General features: G+C 45.7%; 12 protein-coding genes. 1 reads left to right on the forward strand and 11 read right to left on the reverse strand.

Annotated features, from left to right (window positions below; translation table 11 throughout):
* Positions 1 to 46: 46 nt before the first annotated feature.
* The 9 genes from MHH48_RS34370 to MHH48_RS34410 all read right to left on the reverse strand — a co-directional run bounded on the left by MHH48_RS34370 (position 47) and on the right by MHH48_RS34410 (position 17125).
* Entirely contained in the window at positions 47 to 1720 is a 1674-nt protein-coding gene (locus MHH48_RS34370; RefSeq protein ID WP_076323643.1) for a DUF6138 family protein, read from the reverse strand.
* 485 nt (positions 1721 to 2205) lie between these two features.
* On the reverse strand, positions 2206 to 4500 hold the full coding sequence (locus tag MHH48_RS34375; RefSeq protein ID WP_076323642.1) for an accessory Sec system translocase SecA2: 2295 nt from the start codon (positions 4498 to 4500) through the stop codon (positions 2206 to 2208).
* Positions 4501 to 4748: 248 nt separating this feature from the next.
* Positions 4749 to 10730 (reverse strand): CehA/McbA family metallohydrolase, encoded by a 5982-nt coding sequence (locus MHH48_RS34380; RefSeq protein WP_256720630.1) that lies wholly within the window; start codon positions 10728 to 10730, stop codon positions 4749 to 4751.
* 110 nt (positions 10731 to 10840) lie between these two features.
* The gene (locus MHH48_RS34385; RefSeq protein WP_076323641.1) at positions 10841 to 11947 is read right to left on the reverse strand and encodes an SGNH/GDSL hydrolase family protein; all 1107 of its coding nucleotides are present in this window, start codon (positions 11945 to 11947) and stop codon (positions 10841 to 10843) included.
* Between the two features lie 46 nt (positions 11948 to 11993).
* Positions 11994 to 12758, reverse strand: a complete 765-nt coding sequence (locus MHH48_RS34390) for a Cof-type HAD-IIB family hydrolase (protein ID WP_076323640.1) — start codon at positions 12756 to 12758, stop codon at positions 11994 to 11996.
* Positions 12755 to 13591 (reverse strand): carbohydrate ABC transporter permease, encoded by an 837-nt coding sequence (locus MHH48_RS34395; RefSeq protein WP_076323639.1) that lies wholly within the window; start codon positions 13589 to 13591, stop codon positions 12755 to 12757. The genes MHH48_RS34390 and MHH48_RS34395 overlap by 4 nt, the downstream gene beginning before the upstream one ends.
* Before the next feature lie 29 nt (positions 13592 to 13620).
* A complete protein-coding gene (locus MHH48_RS34400) occupies positions 13621 to 14571 on the reverse strand; it encodes a sugar ABC transporter permease (RefSeq protein WP_076323638.1) in 951 nt (316 codons plus the stop codon).
* A 301-nt stretch (positions 14572 to 14872) separates the two neighbouring features.
* Positions 14873 to 16345 carry an extracellular solute-binding protein gene (locus MHH48_RS34405; protein WP_076323637.1) on the reverse strand — a complete coding sequence of 491 codons (1473 nt, stop codon included), beginning with the start codon at positions 16343 to 16345 and terminating at the stop codon, positions 14873 to 14875.
* 195 nt (positions 16346 to 16540) lie between these two features.
* Positions 16541 to 17125, reverse strand: a complete 585-nt coding sequence (locus MHH48_RS34410) for a YdcF family protein (RefSeq protein ID WP_076323636.1) — start codon at positions 17123 to 17125, stop codon at positions 16541 to 16543.
* 321 nt (positions 17126 to 17446) lie between these two features.
* Here MHH48_RS34410 and MHH48_RS34415 point away from each other — a divergent pair, with 321 nt between their 5' ends.
* Entirely contained in the window at positions 17447 to 18631 is a 1185-nt protein-coding gene (locus MHH48_RS34415; protein WP_340389608.1) for an ROK family transcriptional regulator, read from the forward strand.
* Positions 18632 to 18754: 123 nt separating this feature from the next.
* On the opposite strand, the gene MHH48_RS34420 is transcribed toward MHH48_RS34415, so the two are convergent.
* Positions 18755 to 19957 carry a pectin acetylesterase-family hydrolase gene (locus MHH48_RS34420; protein ID WP_076323634.1) on the reverse strand — a complete coding sequence of 401 codons (1203 nt, stop codon included), beginning with the start codon at positions 19955 to 19957 and terminating at the stop codon, positions 18755 to 18757.
* 412 nt (positions 19958 to 20369) lie between these two features.
* Complete coding sequence (locus MHH48_RS34425; protein ID WP_076323633.1) at positions 20370 to 21146, reverse strand: class B sortase; 777 nt, start codon at positions 21144 to 21146, stop codon at positions 20370 to 20372.
* Positions 21147 to 21155 lie beyond the last annotated feature (9 nt).

A 21155-nucleotide genomic window follows, 5' to 3' on the forward strand; every position in this document is an offset into this window, starting at 1 on the left:
AATCCCTCAAAAGCACACTTATCAATGCCATTTCACTGAGCCACCATCAGTCTATGCCCGCTGCCTTTAGCAGGCGAAGCAATAGCTCCTTGCGCGATTCCTGCGCCTTGCGAGCCAATGCAGCCAGCTTCTCCAACTTGCCCCAGATCGGATACAGTACCCGCTCAGCCTCATCATCCGACAGAGTCTCTATTTGCTGTACGAATAGCAACAGCTTGTCTTCGCTTTCCAGCTCCGGCTGAATCTTCAGCTTTAGCGAATCGTGGGAGCGCAGCAGGCAGACGATCATGGTAGGAATCGAGCGTTCCGTTATGCCATAGGTTTCGGCAAAAACGGCTGTGAACTTGTCATGCACCAACTGATGCTCATCATCCACAAGGTCCATGTAAGCTTCAACAAGCGGAAAATAACGCTCGGACGAAAGCCCCAGCCCGAACACAGCATAGCTGCCCGGCATGACGCTTTTTTCGTCCTCCGTATCTTCATACCATTCAAATTCTACCATCGCCTCACGAGCATATTCCTCCAATAACGGATGCAGCTCGGAATAAGCCAGAGCATTCGCAAACAAACGGTGCGTGTCTGATTTGGCTAGCCCCTTGATGGGCAAATACTCTCTTACACTGGATTTTAACTTGATTTTGTAGCTTTTTGGGAAGCCCTTTCGAAGCAGATTGAGAATAAACGAAATCGCCCGCTCATACGCCCCGGCTTCTTCCTTGCGAATCGTGATGGTGAAGAGGGAAAAAACATCGTTAGCCTTGCATTCAACCAACTCATGGCGCATATTCACTTCATCGTGCGAGAAGCTGTCGCTGCCCTCCTTCAACATACGTAAGGCTTTGCCACTGCCAAGCTGCTCCGCCAGCTCCAGGAAAGTCTGCCCCCTAGATTTGCTGTAGTTCGGCTCATAACGAATAATCATTACGGCGCCGTATAACAGAAGGTCAATAGGTTGATTCGGTTCATCCTTATTCTCAAGAACCGCATCCGGCTTGAGCACATATTCGTTGGTCCTGTATTCGGAACGGGTGACGTCATAGTAACGTGGCAGGAATACATCCTCGGCCCAGCCCGTCAAAGCCCTAATAATATCTCTTCGATGCTCCGCGAGAGCCTCAACCCGTTCTTTATTCAACTCCTGAATCCGGTCAAATAAAGCGATCGTCTTTGCAGCTTCCGGTTCGGGGAACAAATACGGATCCAGCAGATGACGCGCCAAAAAGAAGGTCTCCAGCGGCTTTGTCGGGTAAGAGCCCTTCTCCAGTTTTTTCTCGATATAGGACTGAATTCGCTCCAGAAGCTGTCGCTTTTTCGCTTCATATACCGTTTTCAGCACCGTTAATTCCACAAGCCCGTCTGTCGTCGCGAAGGTTCCTTGAAAGGTAAACTGGTAATTGATCAGCGGCGACGTTTCCAACTTGTCCAGCCTCTCCCGTACGATTTCCACCAGCAGATGCTGGACCTCATGCAATATCTGCTCCCGTGTAAAGGGCGAAACTTTCATCGACTTTTTGCCAGCGGCGCTCCCCATAGATTTCGAACTGTCAACCCCAGTCCTCCCCGGCCGATAATCCAGCATGACAAAGTTAAAGATGCCTACTTGCAGCGTGGTGCGTAAGACCACTTCCTCTACGTTCGTTCGATTCTCCTGTTCGTCAAACCACTTATGAATGGCCGTTTTCATCTCTTCCAAGGCTTCTTTCTGCAATTCGTTCATTGTCTCTCACCTTTCCACATATTCCATCTTTTCTCAACATTATCATACTATGAAAATGGAAATCCTTGTTGAAACTATATACCTCTTCTGGAGACCAGCTAAAGCTCAATCCTTAGTCCGTTAATGAAGGGCATGACCTGCCTCAAAATCTCTCTTAACCTGAGTTGAGCAGAACCCACCCGATTCCGCATACCACTTTGCCCTTCGCTTCATCTCCAAAAAGAGCGCAAAAAAACCGCCATGGCTTTGGCGGCAGTGGCATGTTTATACCGATTTAAAATTAAGAAGTCCGAGCGAACAAGTTTTATAATCAGATTCTAAGGAAACAGAATTTAACTCAAAGCACTTCAACTTTGATACATCGCCATAGGGCCTGTACGTCCTTGCGATGTATTCTTTATTGTACGAAGTCAACACGGAGCCAACGCTTCGCTTCAACATTTTCAGCGCAGGTTGAATCGAGCGTTCGCTCGTATTCGTCCCGATCAAAATTCTGACCACCCGAATACCGGCCTCAGCATCTTGCGAATCCAATAAGCGATGATCGTCCCTGGGTTCCATGAACCGGGATTCTGCAAGTACTCCATGTATTGATCGTTGATAATATAAGTCCAAGTGGAAGTAGGGCTCTTCAGCCCGAACTCTTCCCACTTCGCCGGATCATTCGAACCTCCGAGCTTTACGAGCATATTTGCCGACTCTCTACTTATTTTAGCCGGAATTTGCTCGTAGGCTTGGATGATTTGCGCATGAAATTCGTCGATCGGATTGCGATTAGCAAGGCTCGTCAAATGGATGCTTTCGCGAATGTAAGAAACGTAAGCCAGATGCTCAGCCCAGAACTTGTCGATATAGTAAAGCCGTACCCGCTGCTCCGAAGGGCTCACCTTTGTCTCGCCTTTCAAAATTCTGAGACGCTCCTCGTATAAAATACGCCTCTGTTCCTCCACCATATCCGAATAACAATTCAGTTCCTGGCGGATATGGAAGTTTTGGCCCATAATAACGCGCTGAATATGCGTAATTTTGCTGTAGAGCACCGACTCTCCGAGTGCTTCTTCCTGCCTAAGATCGCGATACATGGGCGGAATCGCTTTATCGATGCCGAATTGAAGGATCAACTCGTCCTCCAAGCTGACGAAAAATACGGAAGCTCCGGGGTCGCCTTGGCGGCCGGAACGCCCTCGCAGTTGGTTGTCGATCCGCACGCTTTCGTGCATATGTGTACCAATCACGTACAACCCGCCCAGCTTGGCGACAACTTCTGCTTGCGTGGGGTTGCCGCCGCCGAGCCGAATGTCGACGCCGCGTCCCGCCATGTTCGTAGACACCGTCACGGCGCCGATTTCTCCCGCTTTGGCGATGATCTCGGCTTCTTTTGCGTCGTTCTTCGCATTCAGAACATGGCAAGGTACATCGGCAGCCGCTAGCGCCTCCGCCAGCATGTCAGACTCCCCAACGCTTGACGTACCAATGAGAATCGGACGCCCCGCCCTATGGACGGACGATATTTCTTGTACAAGTGCCTTAAGTTTGGCTTCTTTATGAGTATAAATCCGGTGCGGATGGTCGATCCGTATGTTTGGCTGGTTCGGCGGAATTTGCATGACCTGCAGCGCATAAATATTTTCGAATTCCATTGCGGAAGCGTGCGCGGTAGCCGTCATTCCGCAAATCTTCGGATATAGGCTAAGGAAGTGTTGAAGGGTGATCGTACCGAGAATTTTCCCGCCGGCTAAGGACTGCAGCCCTTCTTTGGCCGCAAGGGCGGCTTGCAGCCCGTCCGGCAAATGCCTGTTCTCCGCCACGCGGCCGGTATATTCGTCGATCAGCTCGATTTTACCATTCCTGACGATGTAATCGACATCTTTTTTCAATAACGATTCCGCATGCAGCGCGCAATTTAACGACGATAACAAATGACTATTATGGCTATCGTACAAATTGCCGCATCCCAGCAGCGATTCGGCTTTAGCAGAGCCCGCTTCATTCAAATAAACATTCCGCTTGAACTCGTCGAAGTCGTAATGCTCATCTTGCTCAAGCTGCCTAGCCACTTCTGCGAAACGGATGCCGTCACTCTTGGCTGAGCCCGGCTCGCCGGCGATGACTAGAGGCACTCGAGCTTCGTCGAGAAGCAGTGAATCTGCTTCGTCGACGATGACGTAGTGGAAAGGACGATGCACGGCATCGGCTTCGTCTAGTGCGATCGTGTCGCGCAAATAATCGAATCCCGCCTCTTTGGCCGTAACATAGGTTATATCTGCGGCGTACGCTTCCCTTTTCTCGGATAATCCCATGCCCGCTTGAACCGATTTTACCGTTAACCCAAGGAAACGATAGATCGGGCCCATCCACTCCGCATCTCGATATGCCAAATAATCGTTAAAAGTCAGCACATGACAGCCTTCGCCGGTTAGCGCATTTAGATAAGCAGGCATAACAGCAGAGAGCGTTTTTCCTTCACCGGTATGCTGCTCGATCAAAAATCCCTCGTGCAGAGCGATGGCAGCCATGATCTGGACATCGTAGGGCTGTAATCCGAGCGTTCTCTTCGCTGCCTCACAAACTAGCGCATAGGCATCGACAAGCAGCTCGTCCAAAGGCATACCCGATTTTGCTTCCTTTTTCAGCCGGAGAGATTCCGCTTGCAGCCTCTCGTCGTCCCAAGCTTCCATATTCCGTTTCCTGCTAAGCTCTGCTTTGTCCCGATAGCCCTTCAACTTAAGCCGGATATCGCGGTCTTTGAATTCTTGCATCAACTTGACGACTACATTCATCGGAATTTGATCCCTCCTCGGTAGAAATAACTCCCCATCATAATATATTGGTTAAAACCACATGCCACCCTCCTAGTTAGTGACTCCAAAGGATATATGTAACAATTATAATGTCGGGATACTTTTTTGTCATTTTCTATTAAAAAAAGGGATGAGTCCGGTATAATTACCGGACTCATTTCATTAAACTGCCCAATACATATGATATCTGGCTATTTAGGGCCAGGTCTTTCGGAAAAGCCTCTACTTCAATTTTTATTCACTACATCATAGTTTGTGAACTGAAGCGTGACTTCAGAATCCATGCCTAGGTTAACCCCCTCCATATCGATTTGCTTCTGAGTCAAGGTTTTTAGCTCATAGGATGAAATCAAGCCATCATACTCTGCCGTGATGAGCGCTGTTACTTCCGACTTCGCCGTTACTACACCACTAGCGCTGATCTCCACTATACTTGGATCACTGCTTGTATAGGTGACGTTTATCTCTACCTTTTCACGGCTTCCATCACTGTATACTGCAGTAGTCACCGTTTGATCACTCTCCCCAACGGCCAGCGTAAGCAGCCCCTCGAGCTCAAGCCCAATCAGGCTAACTGGCTCTTCTTCGTTGCCTTCTGATACCGCTTGTAAAACAGGTCGTTTAACAATACCGTCCCATCTCCAAATAGCGTTAAAGTCCCACCCTAACCTGTCTGTATAGGTGGATGGAGTCTCTATTTCAGTTTCAGATAGACCTAATCCTTTAATCGTCGTTAAGTATCCTTCAGCAACTCCTTCTCGATCCACAATCATGACATCAAGTGCATAATTATTTTCGAGGGTGGGGGTGTGCCCCGCAAGAACTCGTCCCATCACCCGGTTCGCCATCGTTGGCGCCGTAACCGAAGGACCCAGGGCAATGACATTTCTGACGACCGTATCATTGTATCCGTATCCAGTCACTCCGCCCGCATTGCTCGTCATCGCCCGAACGGTTCCAGACGCATACACGTTTTCTGTTAGGCTGCCCGAGTTCGTAATTCCGATTAGGCCGCCGGCCTGACTTACCTGAGCGGTTACATCCGCGGTAGAATAGCTGTTTCTGACGATACCATTGGAATAGCCTACTAGACCGCCCACTGTGCTGGAGCCTGTAATGGAGCCTGTTGAAAGACTATTCTCTACCTCGCCATTGTTCGTGTTGACGAGTATGCCTATTCTGCTCCCGCCAGTGACGCTGGCATCTATCATGGCTATATTTTTAATCACTCCGGCATTTAGATGGAATAAGCCGCCGCTCGAAGAATTAAAGTTAACTATTTTCTTCCCGCCGCCATCCAGTACACCGGTGAACGAAACTTCTTTAAAAAGTGGCTCAGCCGGTTGTCCGGCGTAATCCAAATCATTGTCCAAAATATACTTTTCTGCTGGGAAGTTTTCCATAACGTTCAAATCAGTAATGGATTTGATTTTGTAATAACCTGCTTCATTTCTTTCCAAAGGCACGACAGGTTCGCTTGCCTCTTCAGGATTACTGCTCAATACCGGACGCTTTAACGTATCATCCCACAACCAGATCGACTCAAAATCCCATTTCAGTCTATAGGTATACGTATTAGGGTCTTCAACCTGTTGCTTTGATAGCCCTAAACCTTTTCTGTTATCAGCAGCGGCAATACTTTCGCCTTCTTTATCCACAATCATGCCATCGAACGCATAATTATTCTCAAGCGTTGCGGTATGCCCGGCAAGGACTCGTCCCACCACACGGTTCGCCATCGTCGGCGTCACGACTGAAGGACCCAAAGCAACAACGTTTTTAACAACCGTATCATTATAGCCATAGCCAGTCACTCCGCCTGCATTGCTTTTAAGAGCCTGGACGGCTCCAGATGCATACACGTTTTCCGTTAAACTGCCTGCGTTTGTAATTCCGATTAGGCCGCCAGCTTGGTTCGCCTGAGCAGTTACATCCGCAGTAGAATAGCTGTTTCTCACGATGCCATTGGAATAGCCCGCTAGACCGCCCACTGTGCTGGAGCCTTCGATTGAGCCCGTTACATAACTATTCTCTACCTTTCCGTTGTTCGTGTTAACGAGTATGCCTATATTACTCCCGCCAGTGACGCTTGCATCTACCATAGCTATGTTTTTAATCATGCCGCCATTGAGATGGAATAAGCCACCATTTTCTGATTTAAAATTGGTTAAAGATTTATGATTTCCATCAAAAATGCCAAGGAAAGGCATCCCCTTAAATAGGGGTTCAAATAGCTGCCCTTCAAAATCAAGATCGTTTTCCAATATATAATTTTCATTTGGAAATTCTGAAATGGTCTTTAATTCGCTAATCGAACGAATGATGTAGTACCCATCTTCGTTCTGATCAAGCTTCGGCTTTGGAATATGATCTTCGTTAATTTGCTCCAAATTACTTTGCAGTAATGGACGTTTGGCATCTTCATTCCAGATCCAGATCGAATCAAAATCCCAACCGAGGGTTTCTGTGAAAAATGATGACTTCGTAAATGTTTCGGTACTGACCCCCTGTCCTTTCTCATTGTTCGGATCATTCACTGTAATGTTCTCACTGCTAACAAACATATTTTCATCGGCGTAATTATTGACTAAAGTTGCCGTCTCCCCAGCTAAAACTCTGCCGACAATTCTATTCGATGCAGTACCTGTAACAATAGATGGATTTAATGCCATACTATTTCGAATGACCGTATGGTTATATCCGTATCCGCTGATGCCGCCAGCATTTGATTCTTCTGCTATTACGGCTCCGGTTGTATAGACCTGTTCTGTTGTACTCCCCCGATTCGTAATCCCGATCATGCCGCCGGCTTGCTTGCCTCGTGCATGGACCCGAGCTGTTGAATAACTGTTTCTAACGATACCGTTCGAGTAGCCCACAAGACCGCCAACGGTAGAATTGCCTCGAATAGATCCAGTACTGTAGGTATATTCCACGATTCCATCATTCTGATCCACCAGGATCCCAACATTACTTCGGCGCACATCAATGTCAGCATTGATAATGCCTACATTTCGAATCGTCCCTTCATTAACGGCAAAGAGACCCGCGCCGCCTGAAGAGACAATAACGCCTGATATCGTATGTCCTTGTCCATCAAATGTACCCGTAAATGGAGTGCCATTCGCGCCAATCGCTTCAAAAAACACGCCATTACCGTCAATGTCCCGATCTAAAATAAAATGTTTGTCCGGGAACTCATGCATTTTATAGAGTCCACTGGCACTTTTGATTTGATATGGGTTGCCTTCCGAACCATCGCCCAGCATTCCTTCTTTAGCTATTAACGGGTCCGTTAACGGCTCTTGATCGATTGGATTATTAACCAATCTTACGATGATCGTATGTTCATCGCCAAATGCAAGAGGGTTGTCAAATAAGATGATTTGTTCACGTCCGAGGTGTTCTAGGGTTGCTTCTTGAATCACCGTTTCCAACAGCTGTTCACCTGTATGATCACGCTTTTCCCCGATAACGGTGACACGTTCAAGTGAGCTCGGGTAATTCAAAACCCCAACGCCCTTCAAGACGTTATTTTCTACAATTGCGCTCGTTAAGCTCATATAATTTTCAGGTTGGTTAATCGTAAATGAATCCATTTCAACTCCGTCGCTGTTGTAAGCTTTCAACGTGAGAGATTGATCGTTTGATTCTAAAATAACACCCGTCTGCTTATTTTCATCATACACGATATGATCCCAGTCAAATGATTTGTTATCAAAGAACGTTGGACCTGATGACCCAACTGTCACAAAAGTTGTTCCTAAATTCATCGCTTCTTCCGATATATCTTTTACACCGTTTCGTATGGTTGTCCGTTTATACACATGATCATGACCGCCAATATACATACTAACGCCAAGCCGTTCAAATGCTTGAGACAATTTCACTCTCATCATGTCCATACCGGTCTCATCGCCAGATTGACCGCCATAATAAGGATAATGCCCCATCACAATTTTCCACTTCTTGTCGGTTGCCCGCAAATCTTTTTCCAGCCATGACATCTGCTTGTCGAAATCCAGCACAGAATTCAGAACAGCAATGTGCATATCGCCATAATCAAACGAATAATTCGTTTCCCGGTAACTGCCTTCACCGCTCTTCGGCAGGTTGAAAAACCCGGAGAACGGCCCGATTTTCCGCTCCGTCGCACGTTCACGGTCCCCGACAATGTGAGCAGAAACGAGACCCATATCATTGTTGTAAATGTTGCTAAACACATCATCCCAGGCATACATATTGCCGCCGTTCTCGACCAAGTCTCCGACTTGAATCACAGTCTGTCCGTTTGAATTTTTCTCCTGCAGAACATCCAGCATATTTTTAAACAGTCGGAAACTTTCCGGATTTCGATCTGGAACTTCAAGATCTCCCATCACATACATGACGGCTTCCTCTGAAGCTGGCGCGGTCCTAAAGCTATAACTGCCGCTCCAAGGTCCAGTCGGTGACATTCCATACCGATAGTCATACTTAGCCCCTAAGTCGAGATCTGTTAAATTCGCTTCATGAGCTGCAAGCACCCGATAATTACTCTTCGCAAACGTATCACCATAGGCGACTTGAAAATAAGAGACTTCCGCTTGTACCACTTCAGCATGGTCCCACGTCGTCTCGGACTCAGGTTTATATTGAACATACGACGTTTCTAATGCCTTATCCGTCACTACATTTATTCCCACTTCATGTTCGCTTGCACCTACATTAACAATGGGTTGAAATTCATTTAAAATTTTATCGGCATCTAGCTTTTGTTGATCAACAAGTAATCGAATAAGTTCAACACGCGTATTTCCTTGAGAGTCGGTTGCTACATACTTAATGAAATATTCTCCATACATGTCGACCTTGAAATGCTGATTTGCTACGGCTACTTCTCCTTTATCATTTAAAACGATGGTTTCCACCGATAAAGATTGACCGCGATTATCCGTCGCCGAAGCGCCCAGCACCTCCACTTGATCCCCAAGCTTAATCGTGTCCGGATATTGTCCATGTACCGTAATTTCAGGCGCGTGCACCGTGCCCCTCGTTTCATCACCAATCCAAATTGGAGCACTTATAGCTTCTTCACCGTCTGCTTGGAAAGCTCTAACGATGAAATAATCCCCATCTTTACTTGCTAAGCTTACTTCCTTTTTAAATTGATTGCTGGCAATATTGCGGTACTCCTTGACGATTTCACCGCTGTTTTTGTAAACAACGACTTTATCCAAATCATCGTTAGCATCAGGATCATTTATCCGTACTTTAAGTTCAATTTCTTTTGTTTTGGCTGGAAGGATCGCCCCCATCATCTGACCTTTTGCTGAAACCGCCATTTCTAAGTTACGATCAAATGATACATAGGTGCGGTGGTTTCGCATCGCCTCGTAAAGACCTTCTCTTGTTAGATTATCCCCCCACATACCGGTCACATGGGGCTGGACCATTCCCCAATTTCCTTTGTGCTCGTCTCCGCCAAACACAGGTGAAACATGCCAGCCTTGATCTAACGCCTTGGTATAGATTGCAAAATCATTGGAGGATTTGTATTCCATCAGATTAAGGTTTCTATCAACATCCCGGTTATAATGTTTAAATTCATTGAAACTCCAATTTCCTGACGAGCGTGGATGATTAAATTGAGCAATCGCATTAGGATCTTGGGCAAGTCTTGCGTAAAAGGTTGGCAAATCATATTTTATGTCGCTCCAGCCCCAAGTGCCATCCGCACCTACTCCATGTGTTCTTGCAAACCATGGGGCATTAAATAAGTTGATATGGCCCGCTTCATCATACCAAGTCACTTCCGTACCAGGCAGCGTAATAAATTCGTGATCACGATTGTGAGCATCTGATTGCTCATGCAGCAACTTGTATTCTTCTGAATAAGAGTCTTGAACATCCGTAATAAAATCACTGCCCGTACTGATGTCATAAGTCACGTCGTGTTCAGTCACTGCATAAAAATCAAAGTCTGTATTAGCTTTCACAAAATTGTAAGCATCATTAGGCAACAATATCCCATCACTGAGAGATGTGTGGGTATGCATGTGACCTTTGAACAGTGAAGCTCCTAAGTACTTAGCTCTATCTTTTTTAGAAACACCATCTTCTTTATCTGAAGACGCCGCGAATACATTAATGCCGTAACAAAGACTAACAACCCCCGCAATGAAACAAGCCATCACAATAAAAGGCAGACTTCTTCTTTGGGACTTCAATTAAAATCCTCTCCTTTTTCGGCTTAAATGGTAATACAGGTATTAGAAAAACAAACAGCCCCTAAACTAAAAATGCGTCTGAAGGCTGTTCATATCATCTATCTTGTTAATCACAGTCGCAACAATCGCTTTATGATAGGTGCAAGCGACTGTGCCATGCGCAAAAATCCGAGGTCCGTTGGATGTGTTCCGTCAACCGTACAATCATTGACGAAATCATCGCCTAGCAGCTTAAAACCGTCAACGAAATGGAGATTACAGTCTCCTTCTGTCCGCCTCTGTTCAACGTTCTCTATCTGAATCAGCCTGCGGCGATCATGAAGCTCCCTTCTCTCCGTATAGAACTGATCTTCTGCAGTGCTAATCCTTGAGACTACTAATATAGGAACTTCGGGATGCCGCTCTCTCAAAATTTGGATGAAGGCAGGCAGCGTTCGTGCGATGTTTCCGGCTTCGCCCGTATTCCCTTCATAATCAAGAATGAATAGCCCCGGATCATGAATTTCCGACATGATATGCGCGAGTTCCGGCTCGCCCTTTCCATTCCCCGAGAAGCCAAGATTTACGAACTCCACCGGAATCATACGGCTGAGAATATTAGAATAAGCCATACCCGGCCGGGAGGCGCATCCCCCTTGCGTAATCGAAGTTCCATATATAATGACGGGTCTACTGCTTGCATAGGCAGGTGCATCGCTTATGACAGCATCCTTATCTACACCGATCCACACCTCCTCTACCCCTTGGTAGAGCGGCATGTTTAAGGTGACGGCCACATCTTTTTTTGTATCCCACTGATAAAGCTGTGATTCATATTCACTTTCCGTTGGCTTGAATTTAGCCGTGGTGATAAAGCTCTGCTCTCCCGGCTCTCCAAGATAACAGTCAACCCCGCACTGCCCGGTAGGCGGCATATGATACATATTGGCCGGTCCGGCAAGACGCATCCTTATGACCAGCCTTGAGGAATTGGTGCGAAAGCGAATTTGCCCGCCTGCCGTACAATAAGCAAGCGTATCAACCGCGGGCGGCAAGACAGCCCCGGAAGCCAAAGGCAGGCGTCTGTAAATCCCATCCTGTGCAAGCCAAGGGAAGCCCGCGATGTGAAAGGGCGCTTCAAGCGGAGAATGCCATTTCAACTGTTCGCCATTTGTTGTCTCCGGGTATATAGTTCCGCCCAGTTGATCTAAGTTTATCTCTTTCGATTGAACGGCCATCTATGTCTACTCCCTCACTATATTTACTAGAATCTGTTTGCTGTGTTTACTCCATTTGGAATACATATTTCCGAATCGCCTGAGCAACGCCGTCCTCATTGTTGGTAGCCGTGATTACGTCCGCTATTGACTTGATATAATCTTCACCGTTAGCCATCGCCACACCGAGACCTGCCGCCTTCAATAGCTTCGCGTCATTATCACTGTCTCCCATAGCAATTACATCGGACATAGAGAAGCCAAGCATCTGACAAACCTCGCGTACTCCGCTTTCCTTCGTAATGCCTTTAACTGAAATCTCCATATTACTAAGGGCCGAACGGGTAACTTCAAGCGTCCCCCAACTGAGCAGCTCTTCCTTAATTTCCGCGAGCTTCTGTTGATCATTGCTGCCAATGCCGAATTTCATCCAATCCCGTTCGAACATCTCCGGAGTCCAATCCTTGTCGCCCGTCAAGCTTTTCACGCTGTAGCCCCAGTACCATTCGCCCCGCTTGGCAGCAATGGCGTGCATATCGCGGACCGTGTCCCGAGGGAGGAAGACTCGCTTTTTAAGCCTGCCCGGTCCCTCCCAAACTTCTGCGCCATTGAGCAGCACCATCGGGGAATCGAGCTCAAGCTCGTCCCAGAAGCCCTTGGCAGTTTGCAAGCCTCTCCCGGTGGAGAACATTACTTTAACACCCTGATCTACTGCATATTGAAGCCACTTCTTGGTCTCTTCCGTAATGTGCTTTTCATCCGTCAGAAGAGTCCCGTCCAGATCCAATGCAATCAGCTTATATTTCGCTTTCACTTGCTGCACCGTATTCATCCCTTCACCGCTCCCATGGTCGCGCCTTCCATAAGAAGTTTTTGGAATAAGATATAAATAATAATGGACGGTACCATCGCAATGGTTACACCGGCAAACAAAGTCACCCAATCCGCAGTAAACTCCATTTGCTTATTGGCAGAATACATTTGCACCGCAATGGGATATTTTTTGGGATCGCTCAAGTAGATGAACGGCGCTAAGAAATTGTTATAGAACCCTAGGAACTTGAATACGCCAACGGTTACAATTCCCGGTGTAGACAAAGGAACGATAACACGCCAAAACTTTTGGAATAATGTAGCGCCATCCATCGTTGCGCTTTCCTCAAGCTCCATCGGCAAAGAGCTCATAAACCCTCCGAGCAGCATAAGGTAGAACACGCTTTCACCCAAACTGGACAGAAGAATTAATCCGGTCAAGCTATTGGTCAAACTCAGTTCCCGCATAATGACATACTGGGGTACAAGCGCATTGATGCCCGGCAGGAACAGGGACAACATAATCAAGCCCCAAATCAATTTTCTACCTTTGAACTGCATTCTAGTAAGCGCATAGGCGTTAAGTGTTGTAAAGAAAAGTCCAAGGACCAGACTTCCGCCAACATAATAAAGGGTATTTAAGAGTGATTGCCCAAAACCGTATTGATTCCAAGCCTTCGAATAATTCTGCAATCTTAGTTCCGAAGGCAGCGCCCATATATCTTTAAAAAACTCAGGATTGCTTTTTAACGATTCATAAATAACCCAGATTAAAGGAAATATTATAGTCAGCGACCAGGCATACAGCACCAGACGCCACACAATGTCCATTAACGTTCGTTTTTCCTTCAAACATATCCCTCCGAACCTTCATTTGGAAACTAATACTCGTAGCCTTTGTTCGGCACAAATTTATCGATTAACAGCTTTGCCGTTACTAATATGACGAATAGAATCATACCGACTGCGGAAGCGTAGCCGTAATTCCGATACTCTACGCCAAAAGCTAAGTTAAACATGTAGAGGCCGATGACGTCCGTCGACCCGAATGGCCCCCCATTCGTCATAATGAGGATGATTTCGAAGCCCTTCATTGTGCCGACGACAAGGAACAAAGCGCTGACGCGGATAATTGGCGTAACAAGCGGCATTGTAATTTTAAACAAACGTGTCATATGTCCGGCGCCTTCAAGAATCGCCGCTTCGTACAATGACTTTGGAATCCCCAGCATCGCATTGGCAAAGATAATAACGTACAAGCCGACGCCGCCCCAAACCCATGCCGGGATAATGGATGCAAGCGCCGTGCTTTCATTGCCCAGCCAATAGAAATTTCCGGTATCAATTCCGACGAACTTTAGAATCCCATTCAGCAAACCGTACGATCCGTCATAAATGAAAGCCCAGAGGAGAGCGACTACGACCGTAGATAAAACGTTCGGGAAGAAAAACAATACCTTCAAAAATTTATTTTCTTTATACGATTTATTGGTAATTAAATAGGCAAGGAGCAGGGAGATGATAATAACAAAGAAAGGCACTGTTATCATAAGAATCAAGTTGTGGGTAAGTGCGCGCCATACATATTTATCTTGGAATGCGGTGACGAAATTGGACAGCCCGACAAACGTTGCATCCGTAAACCCGTCCCAATTGAGCAGCGCATAATAAACGGATAGAATGTTCGGAAACAACGTAAACAGCAAATAGCCGCCAAAGGGAGGCACGATGGCTATGAACAGAAATATCCACTTCTGCGTATTCGCTTTATCTAGACCCATAAGCTTGCGCATAGCGGTCTTTGGTGTCTTCACAACGGTTGAATCAGACACAAGAGGTCAACTCCTATCTTACTAGACGTTTATAAGAGGTTGTTCAAAAAGTCGTCTTTTGATCACGAAGTGAGTCAATAAGTAACTCGGCATCGAATCTTGAATTCAGCCGGGCCTTCCGGTGCTCACGTACCCAAAACGTACGCTCCGCTCCTCACTCCCTAGCTTTATCCAACCTTCTCGGTGCTGAAAATCCGACTTTTAGAACACGTACTATAAGTCACTTGCAGTGCGAAGCCTACAGGATCTCAGAAGTTAAAACGGAAGAGCGGAGATGAGCCCCCCGCTCCAACACGTCTTATTATTTCTTTTCAGCCTCTAGAGCTTTCTTCAGCAGCTCTTCAGCTTGCTCCAGAATCGGTTTCGGATCCTGCATACCCATAGCAAATTTCACAATATTCTCATTCATCAATTTTTCTGCTTGAGCAAGATTCGGATCGGAAATGTTGATAGACCGGCTTGCTTTAAAAGTCTGAGCATTATTATCTGCAATGTACTTCAGAACAGATTGAGCAGAGCTGGAAAGGTTAGCCGCTCTGGCAGGATCTTCCGTCAAATCCTTGCGCATTGGCAAAGCGCCTGCCTTTTCGGCAGCAAATTGTTGATTTTCAAGCGTAACCAGCCATGCGATCAGTTCTTTGGCCCACTTTTTGTTTAGTTCCGGCTTAGCTGCCCAGATATAGTTGAAGTTTGAAGTTCCGCTTCGAATCCAAAGCGTTTGATTGGTGTTATCTCTGAAAGGAACAGCCATGAAACCCCAATCGAAATCCGCAGGCGTTGCTTCCTTCATCTCATTCTCGACATGTGTCCCAGTCGATACCATAGCGGCTTGCCCCTGAATAACCTGCATTTGCGATTGCGTATGGTTCAATGCCGGAAGTCCTTCTGCAAAATATCCCAGCTTGCCAAGCTCATAGAAGCGCGTCCAGGTTTCAACCGTCTCTGGATTTGTATATTGCGGCAGACCATAAGTTCTATAATTGTCGATAAATTCATCGACATGGCTATTGATATCAGCCAACTCAAAATTTTTGGCTGTTCCGAAAGCCCAGTTATGGTAGCTTGGATGAATGCCTGGGAACGTAATTGGAGCAATGCCGTCCGCTTTAATGTCTGCTAGAAGCGCTTTAAATTCGTCCCATGTGTTCGGGTTTTGGTTCCAGCCATGCTCTTCGAATAGCTTTTTGTTAAAAAACAACCCGCCAAAGCTGCTCGCCGTAGTAAATTCATACCTTTTCCCATTGATCAGCGGCGTTGACTCGTACATGCCAGGCATCATAAGATCCTTGACCTTTTTATCCGGTACGTCTGGAAGAGGGAACTCCCAGATGTCATCCATTGGTTCAAGCTTGCCGGCTTCAGCGAGCCCAATAATACCTCCAGACGGCTCTGTATTGAATAGATCAAACATGTCATTATCATTGCCTGCCGAGATTTTTGTAGAAAGAATCGTCTTCATATCAGCTGAAGCCGTGATGTCTATTTTGACATTGGGATACTTGGCTGTGAACGATTCAACTGCATAATCGAACCACTCCCGGCCATATCCTCCTACAAAGAAGCCTACCTTTAGCGTTACTTCCTCATTCTTCGGCAATCCATTCTCATAAACATCTACTTCAGCAGATACACCCGCCTTATCCGAACCAGCAGGAGTTGTACTTGGGCTAGCCTCGTTCTTTCCGCTGTTACCACCGCAACCAGCCAGCATTGTTAAAGATAATAGCGCTGCAACACCCGTGCTCATGAATCGTTTCATTTTTCCATTAAACATTATTTCGCTCCCCCATTAATTAATAAATAAATTAGATTAACTATTTAAGCATAACTATGTTTTGTTAATCAGCAATCAAATCAGGGTAAATAATTTGTAAATAGATACTGGCTATAACCTCTGGAGCCTCACCTCCTATATGCACTGTAAACGCTTACATATTAATTACTAATTGGCCCGTTGTCAACCCTTTTATCAATTGTTTTGATCATTAATTACCCTATTTATAATTGGGAGAGTTAATAGGAATGCCCGAATTTCCAAAAATGATAATTTCATCTGAAATCCCACAATGCTTCTAAGACTTCGATTAGCGCAGAAATCGCCTTTTATGCCAAGACGTTGCATAATATACTTCGTGCGGCGGATATGAAATAAATTTGTTATGATAATAAAAGATTTTAGCTGGTATTGCTCCATCAATTGCTTGCTAAAGATTAAATTTTGAACGGTGTTGTATGACTCGTCTTCTTTTAATAGTCTTTTTGCCGGAACGCCCTTCTCAACCAGGTACTTCTTCATCAGCTCCGCTTCCGAGTGACGTGAACCAACCGCTCCCCCCGATACAATGATATATTTGTGCCCATACTGCCGAAATAGTTTGTAAGCCTCATCCAGTCTTTCCTTAAGCAAAGGGTGTATTCGGCCGTCTTTAGATACATAGCCAAGTACAATAAGTGCATCTGCTTTACCAGGTTTCAACTTAACTGCATGCAGCCAGCATATGTAAGTCAGCACCGCCATCGCCGCTATTGCAATTATCCATCCAATCCATGCCATTATTTGCTCCTCTAGGCGTTAATTTGTTATGTTTAATCAAATCAGTTTACAAATATAATATCTTTTTTTATCACAATGTCAATACAATCCGTTTCGTTTTTTTAGTATTTTTGGATTAAGAGCTTTCGTATGGGCTGCATCATACTGCATAAAACCGCCATCTATCGTCATTTTTTTTGGAAATTCATAAGGAATGTTAGTTGAATTTACTAACTTGCAACTTTTATTCATCTCGTATTAATGCTACACTTGAAGCAAAGTATGTTCCTAATTTGTCAAATGTTTTGAATCTATATTATATAAAACGTTGTTGGAAAGAGGATGCATATCGTGAGCGATTCGGTCAAACCAACTAGTCATATGTTATTAAAATCAATTAATCAGCAGAAGGTTCTTTTTCTCATTTATTCAGAAGGGCCGATCTCTCGCGTAGAGCTTGCGGAAAAGACTGGACTAAGCAGACAAACGGTAACCAATATCGTTAATCGCCTGTTGAAGGAAAAAATAATCGTGACAGGGGAGCTTATCGACTTGGAGGGAGGCAGCGGAAGGAAAAGAGTCGGCCTTCATATCAACAGCGGCCACTTTTATGCCATCGGGCTTGAGCTCGCCGGCAAATACATTCGCGGAAAAGTATACAACCTGCGTCAAGAGGCTGTCGCATCAGCAGAACGCACGAGCAATAAATATGGTTCTATAGATGTGCTGATGCAGCTGTTGCATGAAGTTATTGATGAGCTGCTCACCCAGGTACCCAACACCTCCAAAGTAAAAGGGATCGGAATCAGTATGCAGGGCCTGGTAGATTCTCAGCATGGCATCGTTCTGCGGACCCCCGGCATAGGCGTTCATCGCCTGCCGCTCAAGCAGCTGCTTGAAGACAAATATAACATCCCCGTGTATATCGAGAACGATGTCAATCTTCTCTCTGTCAACGAGAATATGAACGGCTCCTTGAAGGAATCCAATAACAATATCACCATTAAGTTTGATTATGGTACAGGCGGCGCAATCGTCCACAATAAACAAATTATGGCAGGATCAAGCTTTGTTGCAGGTGAATTCGGGCATTATAAAGGCTTCTATGGAGAAGATGCCTATCCATGCCATTGCGGCAGATCCGGATGCTTAACGACGTTGGCTTCCAGCAGCGGACTGAGTGTATCCATCAAATGCACACTAGAGGAGTTCGCAGAAGGCATAAGAACTGGAGATCCTAAGTTCCTTAGTTTATACGAAAAAATTGTTGATGGCATCGCGACCGCCGTTACCAATATCATTACATTTATAAATCCAGACAGTTTGCTTATGACTGGGCGAGTCATTCCTACCATCAGTCCCGAAATGTTCAACGAGATTAAAGCTAGAGTGATGCACCAGTTACCTGTGACAGTTAATAACGTACAATTGATCCACCTTCATAACAAACCGGATGAAACAAAGCTTGCTGCCGGGTTAGTTATTAAACGTGCATTTGAAATACCGCTGGATACTTTATCTCTTTAATACGACGGATTAAACCATACCGGAACGGTTCATCTCTGACTTAGAATGAGCCGTTTTTACTTTTTACCATCGACATAACTTTAGATCGTACATTTCGGTGGATAAACCTTATAACCGACAGTGTCAGCCCTCTTTCTCTACAAAATGCCGACCCACGGAGTAATATTCATCCTTATTCACGGCATCGTCCAGCCACTTCATCAGCTTTACTCCGTCCTGTTCGGCTGTGTAAAAATGATTTAATGGGGAGAGTGTATGTGGTGTCCTGCCCGTCTTCTCGTTAAGACCGTAATCCGTGATGTAATAATAGTAGCCTGGCAATCCTTCAGTTAGCTCTCCGGCAGATTGCAACATGCGGGCCGACCAGCGATGCACATATTCGCCATCGTCCAAAACGTCACCATTCAGATCCTTTTCAAAGTCGAACAGCAGCTCATCATAAAGCGTATTGGACTGCAAAAGAACCGCATTGTCCGGGAGCAGCTTGCGGTTCGCCGCGAATACGGACGAAATCAAATCGCCGTTGACTTCATAACCAAAGGTTTCTGCAAAGTTGACCTTCCATTCGTTATCGATAATATCCGGCCAGCGGTCGACATTTAAGTAGGAGCCGTCCGAATATTGATAAATGCGGGCATCCGGGTAGCGTTTCGCAATCTCAGGCGCCCAGAAAGCAGCTCCGAATCCTCCGGCGCTTTCTCCCGCAATGAGGATCTTTTCCGGCGCAGCGAAGTGGTTTGCAATCCATTCCAATGCTGCGCGCGTATTGGCTTGACCGTTGTAACGCATTGTAAACGGCTTGCCTTTGGCGTCCGTATATTCCTTGGATGCATTCCCGATATGCAGATCACCAGTAGAATAAGGGATATATACAATATTCCAATCCTTGAACGGATTGTCGGGGTTATTATTTTTCAACAGGCCGCCAAGCGTACTTACTTTAAAGAATGGAATGTTCGGAAAGTAATATTTGATCTCACCGTTCTTCATTACATTACTCAGACTGATCGGCTGCGCGGCAGTCACCGCATCCCAGGCCACACCGCCCCCAGAAAAATAAATGATCAATTTATCTTCAGTAGCTGCTCCCTTATTGGCAAGTAAATAGTATTCCGAACCGTCGGCAGAAATTACTTGTGCATCCTGGTCAAACTTGATTTTATTCCAGACATAGCGCTCTGCAGCAGCCCATTTATCCGGTTCAGCAGGCTTTTCAAGCATGAAGAAATAAACATAACCCGCCAAAACACCCAAAATAAGTGCAATTCCGCCGATCGCAGTCAGGAGAATCTTGTTGATTCTTTTCACTATTTTCTTTTTTGCCACACAAAGACCGTCCTCTCAACCATAAAGTAGTCCACAAGTTTTTCAAACTTCGTTATCATGCTAATTTTAAGGTCCAGTGTGAATTTAAGCACCATAAAATTTAGAGCGCTGTTTATGCTACTGATCTAAAAATAAATTATGTTGAATTAGTGCTCGAAACCAGGGGTCAAAGTGTGGCGAATTATAACTTAGATGTCCTCTATCTCATACACTCGCCAACAATCTCAAACTTCAACAACACCCCAATTTTCCGCCGTCACTTATGGTACGTTTCAGCTTAACGGATCCATCGAAAAATAAGGGCACCTAAACGGGTACCCCCTAAACTGGATCAAAAGAAACCTAAAAAAATCGCGTCCTCCAAGGGAGAACACGATATAAAACAGCTTGACTCCGTGTTTCAACATCGTCATTAACGCTTTCGGGCGACCACCGCTAACCGGCCGTTTTCGGTCGAGTACTCGCACGTGGACAGTACAATAAGCTTGTCGCCATACCGGGCTGTTACGCCCGTGTCATAAAGAGCGAGTTTTTTGATGTTCTGAACATACGAATCGAACTCGGCGGGTGCACTTACATTCTCAATCTGGTAGTATTTAAAAACATCGTCCGATTTGCGATAAACTTGTGACAGAATAACGGCAACAATCTCATATTCTTCCTTTTCGTAAAGCGTGCTGAACTGGAACGAAGCATGCTCTTTATAAAAGCTTTCGTTCTTGTATTTCATTAAATCCTTAAACATCCAGCCGCTTTTCATGTGATGTCCATGAATCAGCAAAATGTCCGAACCGTTGGTCCGGCTATGCGCGTCCAAAAAGGGGAGGCCGCCTTTGTTTTCCTTTTTATCAAAATCATGATTGAGATAGTACTCCGCATCCTGTGGATTCTGCATGACCGGGTACTCAATTTGGGTGCCGTCAATCTTCAGCCAACCGACGATGTCCGAGTTCCTCTCGTAAAGCCCTCGAAATTCGGGAAGCATGACCGGCTCATTCGCCTTATTGAACAAAAGGGAGGGGAATGCATCCCCTCCGCCTTTGTCCGACCCTTCCTCCCAAGCTTTTGTCAGCTCTTCGATTTTCTGCTGCTCAGCATAATTCTGCAAGAGAGTTCTCGCAAAACTGACGAGAGAAAATACCAACACAAGGAAGGAAACGGCGATAAGAAATTTTTTAGTTTTGCTCATTTTCTTACC

It is taken from the genome of Paenibacillus sp. FSL F4-0100 (assembly GCF_037993005.1).
Lineage (GTDB): Bacteria > Bacillota > Bacilli > Paenibacillales > Paenibacillaceae > Paenibacillus_AQ.

Coding starts and splice junctions, on each gene's coding strand:
- MHH48_RS34390 (WP_076323640.1), bottom strand. CDS start 12,758: ATGAATACGGTGCAGCAAGTGAAAGCGAAATATAAGCTGATTGCATTG.
- MHH48_RS34405 (WP_076323637.1), bottom strand. CDS start 16,345: ATGTTTAATGGAAAAATGAAACGATTCATGAGCACGGGTGTTGCAGCG.
- MHH48_RS34410 (WP_076323636.1), bottom strand. CDS start 17,125: ATGGCATGGATTGGATGGATAATTGCAATAGCGGCGATGGCGGTGCTG.
- MHH48_RS34375 (WP_076323642.1), bottom strand. CDS start 4,500: ATGAATGTAGTCGTCAAGTTGATGCAAGAATTCAAAGACCGCGATATC.
- MHH48_RS34415 (WP_340389608.1), top strand. CDS start 17,447: ATGCATATCGTGAGCGATTCGGTCAAACCAACTAGTCATATGTTATTA.
- MHH48_RS34370 (WP_076323643.1), bottom strand. CDS start 1,720: ATGAACGAATTGCAGAAAGAAGCCTTGGAAGAGATGAAAACGGCCATT.
- MHH48_RS34385 (WP_076323641.1), bottom strand. CDS start 11,947: ATGGCCGTTCAATCGAAAGAGATAAACTTAGATCAACTGGGCGGAACT.
- MHH48_RS34425 (WP_076323633.1), bottom strand. CDS start 21,146: ATGAGCAAAACTAAAAAATTTCTTATCGCCGTTTCCTTCCTTGTGTTG.